Origin of the sequence: Vreelandella songnenensis (assembly GCF_003002925.1) — a bacterium.
In the GTDB taxonomy this organism is placed as follows: domain Bacteria; phylum Pseudomonadota; class Gammaproteobacteria; order Pseudomonadales; family Halomonadaceae; genus Vreelandella; species Vreelandella songnenensis.
In genome coordinates this window covers 274,431-292,938 of the sequence record NZ_PVTK01000004.1, presented here as the reverse complement: position 1 = coordinate 292,938, position 18,508 = coordinate 274,431, and the positions used below count along the sequence as shown (strand labels likewise).

Genomic DNA, 18,508 nt, shown 5'->3' with positions numbered 1-18,508 from the left:
CGCTTGAATCCTGGCACGTTGACGCAGGTCACCTCAGCTTGAAAAAGCGTCGATTTAATCGACGCCACCGTGCAGAAACCTTCACCCCACGCGGCGCGCGTTCGCGCGTATATTGCGTTTATTCCTTCAATTTTATCGGGAGCACCCCATGAAGATTCGTCGCGCCGACGAGCGCGGCTACGCCGACCACGGCTGGCTGCGCTCCTACCATACGTTCTCGTTTGCCAACTACATGGACCCCAGGCACATGGGCTTTCGCGCCCTGCGAGTGATCAATGAAGACCGCGTGGCCGGTGGCCATGGCTTTGGCGCCCACTCCCACCGCGACATGGAGATCATCTCCTACGTGCTGGAAGGCGAGATGGAGCACAAGGACAACATGGGTAACGGCGAGATCATGCGCCCGGGCGATGTGCAGCGCATGTCGGCGGGCACGGGCGTCGTGCACAGCGAGTTCAACCACTCGCGCGAAAACGGCCTGCACTTTCTGCAGATATGGATCGAGCCCCAGGCGCTCGGCATCGCCCCCAGCTACGAACAGAAAGCCTTTCCCGCCGCCCGCCGCCAGAGCCAGTGGCGCCTGGTGGTATCTCAGGACGGCCGCGAGGATTCGGTCAGCATCAACCAGGACGTCAACCTGTATGCCGGCCTGTTTGCCGCTGGCGAGCACGCCGAAACACCCGCCACGCGGCACGCCTGGCTGCACGTGGTGAAAGGAGCGGTCGAGGTCAACGGCGAACGCCTGGGTGCCGGCGATGCGGCGGCATTCGAGCCCGGTGAGCGCCTAAGCGTCACCGGCAAGGACGCAAGCGAAGTGCTGCTGTTTGATCTGGCCTGATGGCAGCCCCGCTTTATCTGCCAAGCAAAACGGCCCCTCTAATGAGGGGCCGTTTTCTGTAGCGCTGCGCTTTTCTATCGTCGCTCTATCAGCTGTTGTGTGACGAGAAAAGCGTGCGGATCTTCAGCGTGTGTTCGACCTGCTTCAGCGCTTCAAGCGCCTGGGGGCCATAGGCCTTGTCCACGTCGATGACCACGTAGCCGACCTTGTCATTGGTCTGCAGGTACTGGCCGGAGATGTTGATGCCGTTTTCCGACAGCACGCGGTTGATCTGGGAAAGCACGCCGGGCACGTTGTCGTGGATGTGCAGCAAGCGGTGCTTGTCCGGGTGCGCGGGCAGCGCCACTTCCGGGAAGTTGACCGAGGTGATGGTCGTGCCGTTGTCGGAGTAGGTGATCAGCTTCTCGGCCACTTCGATGCCGATGTTCTCCTGGGCTTCCAGGGTCGAACCGCCGATGTGCGGCGTCAGGATCACGTTTTCCAGGCCGCGCAGCGGGCTCTCGAACTCTTCGTTGTTGCCCTTGGGCTCCACCGGGAAGACGTCAATGGCGGCGCCGTTCAGATGCCCTGACTTGATCGCATCGGCCAGCGGCTCGATTTCCACGACACTGCCGCGCGAAGCGTTGATGAAGATCGCGCCGGGCTTCATGGCGGCAATTTCCTTGGCACCGATCATCCAGCGGGTGGACGGCAGATCCGGCACGTGCAGGCTGACCACGTCAGAGCGCTCCAGCAGCTCGGCAAGGCTGCCTACCTGGCTTGCGTTACCCATGCCCAGCTTGGTGATGCTGTCGAAATAGATGACGTTGAAGCCCAGAGACTCGGCCAGCACCGAGAGCTGCGCGCCAATGCTGCCATAGCCCACGATTCCCAGGGTCTTGCCCCGCGCTTCGTGGGAGTTGCTGGCGGATTTCAGCCAGCCGCCCTGGTGGGCCCGGGCGTTTTTCTCCGGAATACCGCGCAGCAGCATGATCGCCTCGGCAAGCACCAGTTCAGCTACCGAACGGGTGTTGGAGTAAGGCGCGTTGAACACGGCGATACCGCGCTTCAACGCCGCCTCCAGGTCTACCTGATTGGTACCGATACAGAAACAGCCAACGCCGACCAGTTTTTCCGCTGCGGCAAACACCCGCTCATTGAGCTGGGTACGCGAGCGGATACCGATGAAATGCACGTCGCGAATCTTGTCGATCAGCGATGCTTCATCGAGCGATGTCGCCAAATGCTCGATATTTTCATATCCGGCATTGTGAAAATTGTCCACCGCGCTTTGGTGGACGCCCTCGAGTAGCAGGATCTTGATCTTGCTCTTGTCCAGGGACGTTTTAGCCATGGCTGAATCAACCTCTATGGTCGGCGGCGTGCGCCGTGTATCGGTTCACGGGAAGGCCGTATAGTAGCACATCGCATCTCCAACGAGCCGAGCCAAGCGGATGAAATGTCTGCGTTCTCAAGATGAAAGCAGTGCAAGTGCCCCGGAAAACCGGCAGGGGAAGACGCCACCCCCTGGCCTCGGTGTATACTGTGCGTTTGAGTGGCGGGCACACGCGGCCTTGTTTGGGCGCCAGAAAACAGTAGGCAGTGACCAATGAGCGATACCACACCCTCACCGCAGGATTTTGCGGCCACGGTTGAACAGCTGGAAACCATCGTAGAACGCCTGGAGTCAGGCGAGCTCTCATTGGAAGATGCGCTGGGCGCCTTCGAACAGGGCGTGCGGCTGACCCGCGATGCCCAGCAGCGCCTGGACAGCGCCGAGCTCAAGGTTCGCGCGCTGAGCGAAGACAGCGACGGCCGCCTGAGCGTGGCTCCTTTCGAAAGCGATGAAGCCCCCGCGGATGACGCCGACGAAGCCAAGGAGACGCCCCCATGGTAGCCCCCCAAGCGGCTTCGCTCACCGCCCTGCGCCAGGCCAGCAACGCCCGGGTCGATGCGGCCTTGAACGCCCTGTTTGATGAACACGCCGTGGTGCCCCGGCTTGATGACGCCATGCGCCACGGCCTGCTGGTGGGGGGCAAGCGCCTGCGCCCGCTGCTGGTCTACCTGGCGGGCCGCGCGCTGGGCGCCCGCGATGCGGACCTCGACGCCCCGGCCGCCGCCATCGAGCTGATTCACGCCTACTCGCTGATTCATGACGACCTGCCCGCCATGGACGATGACGACCTGCGCCGCGGCCAGCCCACCGTGCATATCGCCTTTGATGAAGCCACCGCCATCCTGGCCGGCGATGCGCTGCAGACGCTGGCCTTCGAAGTGCTGGCGCGCACCGCCCACCCACGCCTGGGCAGTCTGATCATGACCCTGGCCACTGCCTCGGGCCGCGCCGGCATGGTGGCAGGCCAGGCGCTTGATCTGGCCGCCGTGGGCGGCCACCCGGACGTTGATGCGCTTGCCCACATGCACGCTCACAAGACCGGCGCGCTGATTGTCGCCGCCGTGCGCCTGGGCGGGCTGGTGGCCGTCGATGACACTGACCCGCGTTTGGACGCATTGACTCGCTACGCGCGCGCCATTGGTCTAGCCTTCCAGATTCATGACGATGTGCTCGATGTGACCGGCGATACCGCCACGCTCGGCAAGACATCCGGCGCCGATGCCGCCCGCGCCAAGCCGACCTACCCAAGCCTTCTGGGGCTTGAAGGTGCGCAGCACAAGGCGCAAACCCTGATTGACGAGGCCATTGCCGCACTTGCGCCGTTAGGCGAGCAAGCTGCCCCTCTGGCCGCACTAGCCCACTACATGATCGAGCGCGACCACTAGATGCCCATGAAGCTGTTCGACGAGATTCCCCGCGAGCGCCCGGCAACGCCGCTGCTCGACTCCTTTGACCATCCTTCGGCGCTGCGGGCCATGAATGCCCGGCAGCTGGCCCAACTGGCCGACGAGCTGCGCGCCTACCTTCTTTATAGCGTGGGCGTTTCCGGGGGCCACTTCGGCGCAGGCCTGGGCGTGGTGGAGCTCTCCGTGGCTCTGCATCATGCCTTTCATACGCCCAAGGACCGCCTGGTGTGGGACGTTGGTCATCAGGCCTACCCGCACAAGATTCTCACCGGGCGCCGCGAGGCGATGCTGGGCATTCGCCAGCAAAACGGCCTGGCCGCCTTTCCACGCCGCGCCGAATCCGAGTACGACACCTTCGGCGTGGGCCACTCCAGCACCTCGATCTCAGCCGCGCTTGGCATGGCGCTGGCCGCCCAGGCCAAGGGCGAACACCGCCGCGTGTGTGCAATTATCGGCGACGGCGCGCTGACCGCCGGCATGGCCTTCGAGGCGCTGGCCCACGCCGGCCACACCCATGCCAACATGCTGGTCGTGCTCAACGACAACGAGATGTCGATCTCGGAAAACGTGGGCGGCCTTGCGACGTACCTCGCCCGGATGATGTCGAGCAAGCCCTACCTGAAAATGCGGGAAGAGGGCAAGAAAGTGCTCTCTCATCTGCCCGGCGCGCTGGAAATTGCCAAACGCACCGAAGAGCACATGAAAGGCATGGTCAGCCCCGCTACGCTGTTCGAGGAGATGGGCTTTCACTACATTGGCCCCATCGACGGCCACGATCTTGAAGCGCTCACTGAAACGCTGACCAATTTACGCGATGTAAAAGGCCCGCAGTTTCTGCATATCAAGACCTGCAAGGGCAAGGGCTTCTTGCCCGCCGAGGCGGACCAGATCGGCTATCACGCCATTACCAAGCTGGAAAAGACCCGCAGAACGCCCACCCCGCCACCCAAGGCCCCCAGCGCCCCCCGGAAAAAGTACTGCAACGTGTTCGGCGACTGGCTGTGCGACATGGCCGAAAGCGACCCGCGCCTGATGGGCATTACTCCCGCCATGCGTGAAGGCTCGGATCTGGTGCGGTTTTCCAAGGAGTACCCGGCGCGCTACTTCGACGTGGCGATTGCCGAGCAGCACGCGGTCACGCTGGCCGCCGGCATGGCCTGCGAAGGCATGAAGCCGGTGGTGGCGATCTACTCGACCTTCCTGCAGCGCGGCTATGACCAGTTGATACACGACGTGGCGGTGCAGAACCTGGACGTTACCTTTGCCATCGACCGGGCAGGTCTTGTGGGCGAAGACGGCCCCACCCACCACGGCAGCATGGACCTCTCCTTTTTACGTTGCGTGCCGGGCATGGTGATTCTGGCGCCTGCCGATGAAGCCGAGTGCCGCGCCATGCTGAGTGCGGCCTACCACTACCCCGGCCCCACGGCGGTACGCTACCCGCGCGGCACCGGCCCCGGCGTGGAGATCCCCACGCATCTGGACGCCCTGCCCATCGGCAAGGCGGAAGTACGCCGCGAAGCGACCGGTGAGGGCGTGCGCATCGCCCTGCTGGCGTTTGGCAGCCTGAACGGCCCCGCCGCCGAGGTCGCCGAGCGCCTGAACGCCACGCATATCAACATGCGCTCGATCAAGCCGCTGGACCGCGACGCGGTACTGCACGCCGCCGATGAGCATGAGCTTCTGATCACACTGGAAGAGAATGCGATTGCCGGCGGCGCGGGCAGCGCCGTCAACGAGCTGTTACACGCTGAAGGCGTACAGATCGAAGTGCTGAACCTCGGCCTGCCGGACGAGTTCGTGGAACACGGCTCCCCGGAAGAGCTGCTCCACGACTGCGGGCTGGATGCCGAAGGCATCGAGGCGGCTATTCGCCAGCGCTTGCCCTAGTCGTCATGTAAAAAGCCAAGACCTCGGCTGACCGGCAAGCGCAATCATCAGCAGGAAACCGAACGCCGCCCTGGTGTGGGCGGCCATCACAAGGCACAAAGGCGAGAGAGGCCTGCTCAGAAGCCGAGTTCATCCAGCAAGTCGTCGACCTGATCCTGCCCTGACACCGCGTCAGTCTTGCCTTCACGCACCTGCGGGCCATTGCGCAGCTTGGCGTGCTCGTCGCGGTTATCTTCAATGCTCACGCCATCGGTGACGTTAGGCACGTTGTCCACCAGCACTTGAACAAGGTGCTCTTCAATAAGCCGGATGACCTCTATCATCTTCTTGATCACCTGGCCGGTAAGATCCTGGAAGTCCTGGGCCATCATGATTTCAAGCAGTTCTTTCTGCGTGGCGCTAGTCGCACCTGGAAGCGAATCGCTCAAGTAGTGCTGTGTATCCTTGATGAGCGAAGGATCGCTTTCCACGACGGCCAGCGCCGCCGCTGCCTGCCAGCGCTTGTTGAGAGCAGCGCCCTCTTCCTCGAGGCTGTCTTGCACGGGTTGCGCGCGCTCGACGGCATTCAAGGCCCGCTCCGCCGCCTGTTCCGTCATCGAGGCCACATAGTTGAGCCGGTCATTGGCATCGGGTATCGCCTGCGCCGCCTGGCTGATCTGCTGATCCAGGCCAAGCTCTTTCATGCTGTCCCGCAGCAGGCGCGTAAGATGGCCGATACGATGCACCATCTCATCATTGCTGTCTTTTTTGCCCAGCACCGACGGCATGGTCGTGTTGTGGGCGTTGTTAACCGTGCTCATGACAATCCTTTAATTGAAGCAATCTTGTTGAATGTCGCTGTTGATGATTTGAGGGCCATCAATACACGTATCGGCTAGGGTTTCAGACAGCGAGACATTACGCGTTCACGTCTAGTACTACTTTCGGCGCAACCTTTTAAAACTTGAGCTTAAGCGTTAATTGAAATCCTTTCCTGCAGGCTGGCAAAGGTTTGACACCTATGCCAGCCCAGGCGCCATAAAGCGAAGGCTCTGTTCAGCGAGACAGACCTGGCTGATCTCCGGCACTGGCGATCAAACACACCCGCAGCGCCGGGCTGGCGCCACCGGCCGGTTGGGTGCTGACCCAACCGGCCTCTTCAAGCGTGGTGCAGGCGCGGAGGATCAGGGCGTGTTCGATATCCAGGCGCCGGGCCAGCAGCGCGCTGGAAACGCCTTTTTCAGAAGAAGGTGACGACGCTAACGCCAGCAGCACCAGGGCCGCCAGCGGGTCGAGTTCGGGATGGTCGGCCTGCAGCGCGTTGAGCGCGCGCTGCAGGTGCCGATCCGCTGGGGTATCAGGCATGCTCAGGCAATCCGGGCGCTGGCTTCCAGGCGGATGGCAATCGACTTGGAAGCCGGGGTGTGGCTCTGGTCGCCCTTGTGGTCCAGCGGGATCAGCGGGTTGGTTTCCGGGTAGTAGGCCGCCGCACAGCCTTCGGGGGTTTCGTAGGCCACGATCTTGAAGCCATCTACCCGCCGTTCGATGCCGTCGCTGGATTCGCCAATCAGATTCACCCACTGCCCCGCTTCAAAGCCCAGCCGGACGATGTCCGCGGCGTTCAGGAAAATCACCTGGCGGCCGTTTTCGATGCCGCGGTAGCGGTCGTTGTAGCCGTACACCGTGGTGTTGTACTGGTCGTGGGAACGCATGGTCTGAAGCGTCAGCCAACCGCCTTCGCGGGTGGTCATCTGCTGGTGCATCACCTGGCCCGGAAGCTCGGCGGTGGAGAACTCGGCCTTGCCGCTCTGGGTAGGAAACTTAAGCTCGAACGCCGGGTTGCCAAGCCAGAAACCGCGGGGCTCGCGCACGCGTTCGTTGAAGTTCTCGAAGCCTGGGATCACCGCTTCGATATGTTCGCGAATCACGTCGTAATCTTCGCGCATGGCCGCCCAATCCACTACCTCGCTGCCCAGCAGGCGCTCGGCCAGGCCGGTCAGGATGGTGATCTCGGAAGGCAGGGCCTTGTCCACCGGGCGGTTGATGCCCGCCGAGCCGTGCACCATGCTCATGGAGTCCTCCACGGTGATCAGCTGTGGCTTGCCGGCCTTGTTGCGGTCCACCTCGGTGCGCCCCAGGCAGGGAAGAATCAGCGCGTCCTTGCCGGTCACCAGGTGGCTTCGGTTCAGCTTGGTGCTGATGAACGCCGTCATGCGGCACTGGGCCATGGCCGCTTCGGTCACCCGGCTATCGGAAATCGCGCGGGTGAAGTTGCCCGCCAGGCCGATGAACACCTTGCCCGGCGCATCGCGCATGGCCTGTACGGCGGCGACGGAATCCACGCCGTGTTCGCGGGGCATGGGTTTGCCGTAGCGGGCTTCCAGGGCGTCCAACAGCTCATCGGAAGGCTGCTCGAAAATGCCCATGGTGCGGTCGCCCTGCACGTTGGAGTGCCCGCGTACCGGGGAAGTGCCTGCGCCCAGCTTGCCCAGGTTGCCGCACAGCAGCAGCAGGTTGACGATTTCGCGCACCGTGGGCACCGAGTGCACGTGCTGGGTAATCCCCATGGCCCAGCAGATGATCGTTGCCTTGGAGCGGGCGTATAGCGCAGCGGCCTCTTCCATCTCGGCGCGGCTCAGCCCGGATTGCGCCTCCAGGGTTTCCCAGGCGGTGGCTTCCACCAGGGCGCGGTAGCCGTCAAGCTCGGCGGTGTGAGCAGACATGAAGGCGTGGTCCAGCACGTCGTCGCCGGCGGCATCACGCTCGAACAGCGCCTTGGCCATGCCGCGCACTACCGCCATGTCGCCGCCAAGCTTGGGGCAGAAATAGTGCGAGCTGATCCGGTGGCTACCGTTATGCAGCATCTCGAGCGGCTTTTGCGGATCGGCGAATTTCTCGAGCCCACGCTCGCGCAGCGGATTGATGCTGACGATGGTAGCGCCGCGCTCGGCGGCCTCACGCAGCGTGCCCAGCATGCGCGGATGGTTGGTGCCGGGGTTCTGGCCGAACACGAAGATCGCCTCGGCGTGCTCGAAATCTTTCAGCCGTACGCTGCCCTTGCCGGTGCCCAGCGCCTCACCCAGGGCGACGCCGCTGGCTTCATGGCACATGTTGGAGCAGTCCGGCAGGTTGTTGGTACCGTAAAGCCGCGTCAGCAGTTGAAACACGTAGGCCGATTCATTACCCGCCTTGCCCGAGGTGTAGAAGATCGCGTCATCCGGGGTGGGCAGCGCCTTGAGCTTCGCGGCCAGCAGATCCAGCGCCGCGTCCCAGCCAATGGGCTCGTAGTGGTCGGTGTCGGCGTTGTAGCGCATGGGTTCCACCAGCCGGCCCTGATCCTCCAGCCGGTAGTCGTCCCAGGTCTTCAGCTCGCTGACGCTATGCTTGGCAAAGAAATCCCGCGTGACGCGCTTGGAAGTGGCCTCCCAGGTAACCGCCTTGACGCCGTTTTCGCAGAACTCGAAAGAGGAGCCGTGTTCGGGGTCGCCCCAGGCGCAGCCCGGGCAGTCGAAGCCATCGGGCTGGTTGAGCTTGAACAGCGAACGCGCGTTGGCCGCCGCTGAACGGCTGTGCAACAGGTGCTTGCCCACCGCCTTGAGCGCGCCCCAGCCGCCTGCCGGGTTGTGATACTCAAAAACCTTGGGATCGTGTACCGTAGAGCCTTTTGGGGCGTCCGGATGTGGCGAGGCCATAGCGTCTCCATGGGAAAAGGGGGAGGGGAAGCATTGCAGCTGACATCTGCGATCAACCACTGCGGCAAACGTTAGCGAGCTTTCTTTTCAACTATAGTAGTACGTTCGACGCAGCGCGTCGCCTGGTGAAAGCCCACCGCTCGTTGAAACCCTGCCCTTGCCCGTATCCGGCTGCACACCCGTTCGACTGACGCTAGAGAGAGCCATGCTACTTCTGATTGTGTTTTTTGCCCTGATTGGTCTTGCCACGGGCGGCCCCGTTGGCCTGTTAATTGGCGGTGCCCTGGGCTGGTGGCTCGGGCGACGCCTGAGCCGGCGCCTGATGGATGCGCGCATGCGGATTCAGGAAGGCTTTCTGGAATCGATCTTTGCGGTCATGGGTTGCCTGTGCCAGGCAGATGGCAAGGTCACCGAGGGCGAGCGGGACGTGGCTGAAAAGCTGCTGGACCAGATGCGCCTGCAAGGCGCGCAGCGGGCCAAGGCGCGCGCCGCCTTTGAACGCGGCCGCGCCGATGACTTTGACCTGGACGCCGAGCTTGCAAGCGTGGGCCGCCTGACCCGCCACCAGCCGGTCATGCGCCAGGTGTTTTTGCAGGTTCAGCTTTCCGCGATTGCCGCCGACGGTGTGCTGCACCCCGCCGAGCACGAAATGATTCTGCGGGTTGCCCGCGGCGTGGGCTGTAGCGAGGCCGAAGTCCAGCAGATAGAAGCCATGCTGCACGGCGCGGCCGCCAACTCCCAGGGTGCCAGCGAAGAGGCGCTGAAAGACGCCTACCGCGTGCTGGGCGTATCCGAGGAGGCAAGCGACGCCGAGATCAAGAAAGCCTACCGCCGCCTGATGAGCCAGAACCACCCGGACAAGCTGGCGGGCAAGGGCCTGCCCGAGAGCATGCGCGAAGTCGCCCAGGCGCGCACCAGCGAAATCGGTAACGCCTACGAGCGCATCCGCAAGGCCCGCGAAGGCTGATTATCTCAGGCTGGATTGACCAGGCGCGCAAGCTCTTCCAGGTAGCACTCCAGCACCCGGTTGGGCGGCGCGCCTTTACGGGTAATAGCGCTGTATTGGGTAGCGTAGTGCCAGCGGCCGGGTTTTATGGCGCGCATACGACCATCGCGCACCCAGCGCTCGGCGTAGTGGGTAGGCAGGTAGCCAATATAGTGGCCTGAGAGAATCAGAAACGCCGTGCCCTCTCTATCCGTGGCCGACGCCGTAGCGTTCAGCGGCTCGTGCAGCGCCTTCACCTCCGGGGTCTGGGCGTAGGCCGGAATCACCGCATCGCAGGCGGCAAGATCCGCCTGGGTAATCGTTTCAGCATCGAAAAGCGGGTGATTGGCGGCGCAGTAAAGCTGCGAGGCCTCGGCGTAAAGCGGCAGGTACACAAGCCCCGGCAGCGATTTCAAGGCCGGCACCACTCCCGTATGCAAGCGCCCATCCAGCACGCCGGTTTCGATATCGCTGGGCGGAATCATGCGGATATTGATCTGCACCTCTGGCCCCCGCGCCTTCAGTGCGCTCAAGGCGTTGGTGATGTGCATGTCCGGCATGGTTACCAGGTTATCGGTGATGCCGATGTTCAGCTCGCCCTTGAGCCAGGCGTGCAGGCTATTTACCCGCGTTCGAAAGCCCTCGGTGGCGGCCAGCAATTGAAGCGTGGCCTCATAGACCTCGGCGCCCTCTTCGGTCAGCGCAAAGCCGCCGCGCCCGCGTTGGCAAAGGCGCAATCCCAGGCGCGTCTCCAGGTCGTTCATGGCCATGCTGATGGCCGCCCGGCTGATCTGCAGCGCTATTTCGGCGGCGGAAAACCCGCCACACTCGACCACCTTGCGGTAGATCTTGAGCAGGCGTAAATCCGTATCACTCAGCTGCCCGCTCAACGCTTCCCGGTGGCGCGCCATGGGCCTCTCCTCGCTTTTTTATCGTTCGACCACGCTAGCACTGCCAGGGCTTAAAGTTAACCAATTGCTTGCATATGATTAACCATTTATGGATTTAACTTATCCTTTTGCGCCGCTAACCTCAGTGAACAACTCCATAACGGATACCATGAGGTGCGGTCATGCCACATCAGGACACTTCCCCCACTGCCGGTTTAAGCCCCGAGCAGCTCGATGCCTACTGGATGCCCTACACCGGCAACCGTCAGTTCAAGCGCGACCCGCGCATTATCGTGGGTGCCGAGGGTAGCTATTTAAAGGACGCCCAGGGGCGGCGCATTTTCGATGGCCTGTCAGGCCTATGGACCTGCGGCGCGGGCCACTGCCGCCCGGAGATTACCGAAGCCGTCAGCCAGCAACTTGGCCAGCTGGATTACTCCCCGGCCTTTCAGTTTGGCCACCCCAAGGCGTTCGAACTGGCCCACCGTCTGCGCGGGCTGACCCCCAAGGGGCTGGATTACGTGTTCTTCACCGGCTCGGGCTCGGAAAGCGCCGATACCTCGCTCAAGATCGCCCGCGCCTACTGGCGCAAGAAGGGCAAGCCCACCAAGACCAAACTGCTGGGCCGCGCCAAGGGCTACCACGGGGTCAACTTTGGTGGCATCAGCGTGGGTGGCATTGGCGCCAACCGGGCGCTGTTTGGCCAGGGCATCGATGCCGACCATCTGCCGCATACGCTGATGAAGGAGAACGCGTTCAGCAAAGGCATGCCCGAGCAAGGCGTCGAGCGTGCCGATGATCTGCTGGAGCTGATTGCCCTGCACGACGCGTCCAACATTGCCGCCGTGATCGTCGAGCCCATGGCCGGCTCCGCCGGGGTGATTCCTCCGCCCAAGGGCTACCTGAAGCGGCTGCGCGAGATCTGCGACCAGCACGAGATCCTGCTCATTTTCGATGAAGTGATTACCGGCTTTGGCCGCATGGGGGCGATGACCGGCGCCGACGCGTTCGGCGTCGTGCCGGATATCATGAACGTGGCCAAGCAGCTCACCAACGGCGCCGTGCCCATGGGGGCAGTGATCGTGCAGAACGCCATCTACCAGACCTTCATGGAGCAGGGCGGGCCGGATTACATGCTGGAGCTGCCCCACGGCTACACCTACTCCGCCCACCCGGTGGCCTGCGCCGCCGCGCTTGCCGCCCTCGACGTACTGGAAAATGACCAGCTGATTCCACGCGTGCGTGACATGAGCCCGGTGTTCGAAACCGCCCTGCACAGCCTCAAGGGCCGCCCTTACGTCAGCGATATCCGCAACTATGGCCTGGCCGGGGCGCTGCAGATCGAGCCCTACCCCAATGAGCCCGCAAGGCGGCCCTACGAAATTGCCATGAAGTGCTGGGAGAAGGGTTTTTACGTGCGCTACGGTGGCGATACCATTCAGCTGGGCCTGCCGTTTATCGTCGAAACGGACGAGATCGACCGCCTGATCAATATGCTGGGCGAGACCCTCGACGAGCTGGACTAGCGTTTTTACTCACCACCGTCATTACCAACCGCTGCTATCAACAATATCAAGACGCCACGCATCCAAACGAGGTACTCCATGACAACGCTGAATCACCTTATCAACGGCGCCCGCGTCGATGGCGAAGGCCGCACCCAGGATCTCTACAATCCCTCGACGGGTGAGGTCTCCGGCCAGGTGAGCCTGGCAAGCCAGGCAACGGTCGAGAGCGCGATCGAGGCCGCCCACAACGCTTTTCCCGCGTGGCGCAACACGCCGCCCGCCAAACGCGCCCGGGTAATGTTCCGCTTCAAGCAGCTGCTCGAGGAGAACGCCGAGAAGATCGCCCATCTGATTGGTCAGGAGCACGGCAAGATCAGCCACGACGCGGCGGGTGAGTTGCAGCGCGGCATCGAGAACGTGGAGTACGCCTGCGGCGTACCGGAGCTTCTAAAAGGCGAGTACAGCAAGAACACCGGCCCGGGCATCGATTCGTGGAGCGAGTTCCAGCCGCTGGGCGTGGTGGCGGGTATTACCCCGTTCAACTTCCCGGCCATGGTGCCGCTGTGGATGTATCCCATGGCGATTGCCTGCGGTAACACCTTCGTGCTCAAGCCTTCCGAGCGCGACCCCACCTCGGCGCTGTACATCGCTGAACTGGCGCTGGCGGCAGGCCTGCCGCCGGGCGTGCTGAACGTGGTGAATGGTGACAAGGAAGCCGTGGATACCCTGCTGAACGACCCGCGCGTGCAGGCGGTCAGCTTTGTGGGCTCAACCCCCATTGCCGAATATATCTACTCCCGCGCCAGCGCCAACGGCAAGCGCTGCCAGGCGCTGGGCGGGGCCAAGAACCACGCCATCGTGATGCCCGATGCGGACATGGACAACGTGGTCAACTCGCTGACCGGCGCGGCGTTCGGCTCCTCCGGCGAGCGCTGCATGGCGCTTTCCGTGGCGGTGGCGGTGGGCGACAAGGCAGCAGACACGCTGATCGAAAAGATGCAGGCGCAGATGCAATCGCTCAAGGTCGGGGTGTTTTCCGATGCCGGCAACGACTTTGGTCCGGTCATCACCAAGCAGCATCAGGAGAAGGTGCTGGGCTATATCGACAGCGCCGAGCAGCAGGGGGCGACGGTGGTGGTGGATGGCCGCGGCGTCAGCGTGCCCGGGTACGAGAACGGCTTTTACGTGGGCGGCACGCTGATCGACCGCGTGACGCCGGAGATGACCTGCTATAAAGAAGAGATCTTCGGCCCCGTACTGCTGGTGGTGCGCGCCGACTCGATGGAGCAGGCCATGCAGTTGATTGACGAACACGAGTACGGCAACGGCACCTGTATCTACACCCGCGACGGTGAAGCAGCCCGCTACTTCAGCGACAATATTCAGGTGGGCATGGTAGGCATCAACGTACCGCTTCCGGTGCCGGTCTCCTACCACAGCTTTGGCGGCTGGAAGCGCTCGCTGTTTGGCGATCTTTCCGCCTACGGCCCGGATGCGGTGCGCTTTTACACCAAGCGCAAGACCATTACCCAGCGCTGGCCCTCGGCGGGCATTCGCGAAGGCGCCCAGTTCGCGTTCCCGGCGTAAGCAGGCCTCTTCTTGTACTACTCACCGACGCGGCTCCCTGGAGCCGCGTTTTTCGTGGGCGAGGCCAGACCATCGACAGCCTTCCCCGCAGCGGCTAGATTGAAGACGTTCTCTTTTACATCAGCACCGCCTTTAACGACGCCGCCCTTAACAACGACAGGAGCACGCCATGATTACGCTGTACAGCTTCCCCCACTCGCGCTCGCTACGGGCCACCTGGACCCTGGAAGAGCTGGGCGTCGAGTACCAGTGCCAGCACGTGGCGCTGGACAAGGGCGAAGGCCGAAGCCCAGCCCACCTGGCCCGCCACCCGGATGGCAAGGTGCCGGTAATGGAAGACGGCGAGCTGACCCTGTTTGAATCTTCGGCGATCTGCCGTTATCTGGCCGAGCAGCATGGCGACAAGGTAGCGCTTCTACCCGACAGCGCCGCCGAGCGCGCCCAGGTCGACCAGTGGCTCAGCTTTATCGTCACCGAAATCGAGCAGCCGCTCTGGAATCAGGCTAAACACACCTTTGCGTTGCCCGAAGACAAGCGCGTGCCTGCCATCGTACCCACTACGGCCTGGGAGTTTCAGCGCGCCCTCGGCGCCCTCGAGCGGCGTTTCCAGGGCAAGGAAACGCTGGTAGGCAACACCTTCACCCTGGCGGACCTGTTTCTGACCCACACGTTTTCCTGGGCGATCAGCATGAAGCACCGCCTGCCGGATGCACTGCTGGCCTACCATAAGCGCCATTCGGCGCGCCCGGCGCTTACGCGAGCCGCCGAGCGTGAACAGCAGGCCGCAGACGCCAGGTAAACCGGCATCGCCTACGCGGTATGCGGCAGCACCGTGGCCACCACGGCGACAAAGTGGCATACGCTGCCGGCGACCACGAACAGGTGCCAGATGGCGTGATTGTAAGGAATGGCGCGCACCGCGTAGAAGATCACGCCCAGCGTATAAGTGATCCCACCGGCGGCCAGCAGGGCGATGCCGGTGGTCGAAAGGCTGGCCGCCATCTCCTCGGAGGCCAGCACGATCATCCAGCCCATCAGCAGATAGATGACGACCCTCAGCACCGAAAAACGCGCAGGCCAGAGCAGCTTCAAGGCAATGCCCGAAAGCGCCAGCGACCACACGGCGGCAAACAGCCCCCAGCCCGTAGGGCCACGCATGTTCACCAGCAGAAACGGCGTGTAGGTACCGGCAATCAAGAGATAGATCGCGCAGTGGTCCAACAGTTGAAAGCGCGACTTCCAGCGCTGATGGCTGATACCGTGATACAGGGTCGATGCGGTGTAAAGCAGCACCAGGGTAGTGCCGTAAAGTCCCAGGCTGGCGAGTTTCCAGGGGTCCACCTGCGCGGCCAGGCTGGCCGCCACCATCAGCGCAACCGCGCCGACCAGGCTTAAAACGGCGCCGATACCGTGAGTGATGCTGTGCCAGCGCTCCTCATGGGGGCTGAACTCTTCTAATGGTTGGCTGCCTGGCATGCTCATACGTCCTCCACGGGGGATCTGGGCAGATAGTAACGCCCTTGGGCATCTTACGACTATAAGCCAAAAGCAGACACGCAAGACCCAGGCCTTGGATCCTTGAACCCTCTATCGGATCATGCCTGGGTCTTTTGCCATCAGCACCTGATTCAGCGCTGCGTATCAGATAGGCGGATTGGGCAGCGCATCCTGCATATCGCTTGGGACTTCATAGCCACGCGCCGCACCGCGGGCGCTTTCAAGCCCCTGGGGAAAGCCGCTGCGGTGGCTGTAGTCTGGCGTGATGCCGCCCTGATAGGCGTGGCGCTTGGCAAGCGCCTGAGCGCAGCAGACATCAACTGCCGTAAGCGCGCCAACGGCGGCCAGGGCCAGATACAGGTTCTCACGCTTCGGATGGTGCTTGTCCTGAAGCGCGTAGGTGAGCGCGGCAAGGTTGAGCGTATCGCCGGCCACCCGACCCCAGATCGAGGGAGTGGGATTATCGGACAGCGCGCCGATGCCGCTGATCATCTCCCGGGCGCCGCAGGCGCGCAGCTTGTTCTCGTGGCCTTCCATGCCCAGCTGACGGGCAAGCCGGGGCGCGGCAAAAAGCTGATAAAGCCCCATGCCCAGGCTCACCCAGCCAAGCCCGCGGGCGACTTTATCGGCGGAGCTGAGCGAGCGGGTCATGTTCGTGGTCGGGGTGTTGTGTGAGTGATGCATACCTGCCTCCTGTGTGATCGTTCAGGGCTTGAGAATGACCTTGACGCAACCGTCCTGCTTCTCGCGGAAGGTGTTGTACATTTCAGGCCCCTGATCCAGGCCGACGGAGTGAGTAATCACGAACGAGGGATCGATCTGACCTTCATCGATCCGCTGCAGCAGATCATCGGTCCAGCGTTTGACGTGAGTCTGTCCGGTACGCACGGTCAGGCCCTTGTTCATCAGCGCGCCCATGGGAATCTTGTCGACCAGGCCGCCGTAAACGCCGGGAATGGAGAGCACGCCGGCGGGCCGGCACACGTAGATCATTTCACGCAGCACGTGGGCACGGTCGGTCACCAGCATCATCGCCTGCTTCACCCGGTCGTAGACAGAATCCAGCGAGCGCGTGGTGTGGGCCTCGAGGCCGACGGCGTCGATGCACTTTTCCGGCCCCTTGCCATGGGTCAGCTCCTGTAACCGCCCCAGTACGCTTTCGTGATCGAAGTTGATCGTGATTGCGCCACCCGCCTGGGCCATGGAGAGACGCTCGGGAACGTTATCGATCACGATGACCTGCCTGGCACCCAGCAGCACGGCGCTACGGATACAGAACTGGCCGACCGGCCCCGCCCCCCAGATGGCGACCGTATCGGTGGGTTTGATGTCGCACTGCACCGCGGCTTGCCAGCCCGTGGGGAAAATATCGCCCAGAAACAGCACCTGCTCGTCGGTGAGGGTGCTCGGCACCTTGATATGAGTGGAGTCGGCAAACGGCACGCGTACGTACTCGGCCTGGCCGCCAGCGTAGCCACCGGTCAGATGGGAGTAGCCAAATAGCCCCGCACCGCCATGACCAAAGGCTTTATCCGCCAGGGATTTATTGCGGTTGGAGCGCTCGCAGACGGAAAAATTGCCCCGCTGGCACTGCTCGCATTCGCCGCAGGAGATAGTGAACGGCACCACCACCCGGTCGCCTACTTTAAGATCCTTGGTCGCGCTGCCCACTTCCATGACTTCGCCCATGAACTCGTGGCCGAGCACATCGCCGCACTCCATGCCGGGAATGAAGTGGTCGTAAAGGTGCATGTCGGACCCACAGATGGCGCAGCTGCTTACCTTGATAACCGCATCGCGGGGGTGTTCGATCTGGGGGTCGGGAACGGTGTCGTAGCGAACGTCGTTCTTACCGTGCCAGCAAAGTGCCTTCATCGTCGCTTCTCCTTAACGTGATGCCATGTTTAGCGTCCTGCCATGTATCACCATAGCTCAGACGCCGGGCAAATAAGTTTAAGAAAAAGCAATTTTGCGGGGTTTTGACGGCATTAATGCGTATTTTTCAGCCTTTTCGCTCAATATCCACATCGCTTGCCTGAGTAAAGTCACCCAGCGCCATCATATGGCCAAGCTTTCCGGCCTTGGTGGCCAGGTACTGTTCGTTGTGCGGATTGAGGCCGGTGGTAATGGGTAGCCGCTCGACCACATTGACGCCGTCACGGGTCAGCGCATCCACCTTGCGCGGGTTGTTGGTCATGAGCTTGAGCGCAGTAACGCCCAGATGGCCGAGCATCGGCACGCACAGGTCATAGCGGCGCATGTCGGCACCAAAGCCGAGCTGCTCGTTGGCCTCGACCGTATCCGCCCCCTGGTCCTGCAAGTGGTAGGCGCGAATCTTGTTCAAGAGCCCGATTCCCCGTCCTTCCTGGCGCAGGTAAAGCAGCACGCCGCGGCCCTCTTCGGCAATACGCTTTAGCGCTTCCTGCAACTGGTAGCCGCAGTCACAGCGCATGGAGAACAGCGCATCGCCGGTCAGGCACTCGGAGTGAACGCGCCCCAGTACCGGCTCAGCGGTGCTGACATCACCCAGCGTCAGGGCAATGTGGTCCTTGCCGGTCGCATCGTCTTCGAAACCGTGCATGGTGAACGTGGCCCAGGGGGTGGGCAGCCGGGAAGCAGCAATGAAGCGAATGGTCACAGGTTACCTCGCAGATTAACCAAACCAGTTAACCACAACAGTGTTGGCAAAAGGCGAACAGTTTATCAGGAAGTCGCCATGAGCTCACGGCGGCCCAGGGTCTTGTTACGTGAGAAAAATGATCGAATGAGATCGATTTACGCCACGCAGGCGTCAGCCAGGCCTGCATTCTTCAGCTACCCTGTTCACTGGCGTCCGCAAGGGGCATCATCGCTTGCAATTT

At 62.5% G+C, this 18,508-nt stretch carries 17 protein-coding genes; 8 read left to right on the top strand and 9 right to left on the bottom strand.

The features are described 5' to 3' along the window. Positions 1-148: 148 nt before the first annotated feature. On the top strand, positions 149-838 hold the full coding sequence (locus tag B0H98_RS09355; protein ID WP_106374801.1) for a pirin family protein: 690 nt from the start codon (positions 149-151) through the stop codon (positions 836-838). A gap of 88 nt (positions 839-926) precedes the next feature. Here the strand turns inward: B0H98_RS09355 and serA are convergent, their stop codons facing one another. After that, positions 927-2,171: a phosphoglycerate dehydrogenase gene (gene serA / locus B0H98_RS09350; RefSeq protein WP_106374800.1), complete on the bottom strand. Its 1,245-nt coding sequence runs from the start codon at positions 2,169-2,171 to the stop codon at positions 927-929. A 255-nt stretch (positions 2,172-2,426) separates the two neighbouring features. On the opposite strand from serA, the gene B0H98_RS09345 reads away from it, so the two are divergent. Genes B0H98_RS09345 through dxs form a run of 3 tightly spaced genes read left to right on the top strand, consistent with a single transcriptional unit; the run spans position 2,427 to position 5,509 of the window. Next, positions 2,427-2,714 (top strand): exodeoxyribonuclease VII small subunit, encoded by a 288-nt coding sequence (locus B0H98_RS09345; protein WP_106374799.1) that lies wholly within the window; start codon positions 2,427-2,429, stop codon positions 2,712-2,714. Then, a complete protein-coding gene (ispA, locus tag B0H98_RS09340) occupies positions 2,708-3,598 on the top strand; it encodes a (2E,6E)-farnesyl diphosphate synthase (protein ID WP_106374798.1) in 891 nt (296 codons plus the stop codon). The genes B0H98_RS09345 and ispA overlap by 7 nt, the downstream gene beginning before the upstream one ends. After that, positions 3,599-5,509, top strand: coding sequence for a 1-deoxy-D-xylulose-5-phosphate synthase (gene dxs / locus B0H98_RS09335; RefSeq protein ID WP_106374797.1), 1,911 nt, complete (start codon positions 3,599-3,601; stop codon positions 5,507-5,509). A gap of 116 nt (positions 5,510-5,625) precedes the next feature. Here the strand turns inward: dxs and cheZ are convergent, their stop codons facing one another. From cheZ to B0H98_RS09320, 3 genes are all read right to left on the bottom strand, one after another. Continuing rightward, positions 5,626-6,309 carry a protein phosphatase CheZ gene (cheZ, locus tag B0H98_RS09330; protein WP_106374796.1) on the bottom strand — a complete coding sequence of 228 codons (684 nt, stop codon included), beginning with the start codon at positions 6,307-6,309 and terminating at the stop codon, positions 5,626-5,628. A gap of 235 nt (positions 6,310-6,544) precedes the next feature. Beyond that, complete coding sequence (locus B0H98_RS09325; protein WP_106374795.1) at positions 6,545-6,853, bottom strand: MarR family transcriptional regulator; 309 nt, start codon at positions 6,851-6,853, stop codon at positions 6,545-6,547. 2 nt (positions 6,854-6,855) lie between these two features. After that, positions 6,856-9,180: an FdhF/YdeP family oxidoreductase gene (locus B0H98_RS09320; protein ID WP_106374794.1), complete on the bottom strand. Its 2,325-nt coding sequence runs from the start codon at positions 9,178-9,180 to the stop codon at positions 6,856-6,858. A gap of 205 nt (positions 9,181-9,385) precedes the next feature. Here B0H98_RS09320 and djlA point away from each other — a divergent pair, with 205 nt between their 5' ends. After that, complete coding sequence (djlA, locus tag B0H98_RS09315; protein WP_106374793.1) at positions 9,386-10,147, top strand: co-chaperone DjlA; 762 nt, start codon at positions 9,386-9,388, stop codon at positions 10,145-10,147. A 5-nt stretch (positions 10,148-10,152) separates the two neighbouring features. Here djlA and B0H98_RS09310 read toward each other — a convergent pair whose 3' ends face one another. Then, positions 10,153-11,076: a LysR family transcriptional regulator gene (locus B0H98_RS09310; protein ID WP_106374792.1), complete on the bottom strand. Its 924-nt coding sequence runs from the start codon at positions 11,074-11,076 to the stop codon at positions 10,153-10,155. 161 nt (positions 11,077-11,237) lie between these two features. On the opposite strand from B0H98_RS09310, the gene aptA reads away from it, so the two are divergent. From aptA to B0H98_RS09295, 3 genes are all read left to right on the top strand, one after another. Beyond that, complete coding sequence (aptA, locus tag B0H98_RS09305) at positions 11,238-12,581, top strand: omega-aminotransferase AptA (RefSeq protein ID WP_106374791.1); 1,344 nt, start codon at positions 11,238-11,240, stop codon at positions 12,579-12,581. Between the two features lie 78 nt (positions 12,582-12,659). Then, positions 12,660-14,150: a CoA-acylating methylmalonate-semialdehyde dehydrogenase gene (locus B0H98_RS09300; RefSeq protein ID WP_106374790.1), complete on the top strand. Its 1,491-nt coding sequence runs from the start codon at positions 12,660-12,662 to the stop codon at positions 14,148-14,150. Between the two features lie 169 nt (positions 14,151-14,319). Next, the gene (locus B0H98_RS09295; protein ID WP_106374789.1) at positions 14,320-14,949 is read left to right on the top strand and encodes a glutathione S-transferase family protein; all 630 of its coding nucleotides are present in this window, start codon (positions 14,320-14,322) and stop codon (positions 14,947-14,949) included. Between the two features lie 11 nt (positions 14,950-14,960). On the opposite strand, the gene trhA is transcribed toward B0H98_RS09295, so the two are convergent. From trhA to ribA, 4 genes are all read right to left on the bottom strand, one after another. Next, positions 14,961-15,632, bottom strand: coding sequence for a PAQR family membrane homeostasis protein TrhA (gene trhA, locus B0H98_RS09290; RefSeq protein WP_106374788.1), 672 nt, complete (start codon positions 15,630-15,632; stop codon positions 14,961-14,963). A gap of 159 nt (positions 15,633-15,791) precedes the next feature. Beyond that, on the bottom strand, positions 15,792-16,331 hold the full coding sequence (locus B0H98_RS09285) for a hypothetical protein (RefSeq protein WP_106374787.1): 540 nt from the start codon (positions 16,329-16,331) through the stop codon (positions 15,792-15,794). 21 nt (positions 16,332-16,352) lie between these two features. After that, entirely contained in the window at positions 16,353-17,522 is a 1,170-nt protein-coding gene (locus B0H98_RS09280; RefSeq protein WP_106374786.1) for a zinc-dependent alcohol dehydrogenase, read from the bottom strand. Positions 17,523-17,649: 127 nt separating this feature from the next. Further along, positions 17,650-18,285, bottom strand: a complete 636-nt coding sequence (gene ribA / locus B0H98_RS09275; RefSeq protein WP_106374785.1) for a GTP cyclohydrolase II — start codon at positions 18,283-18,285, stop codon at positions 17,650-17,652. Positions 18,286-18,508: the final 223 nt, after the last annotated feature.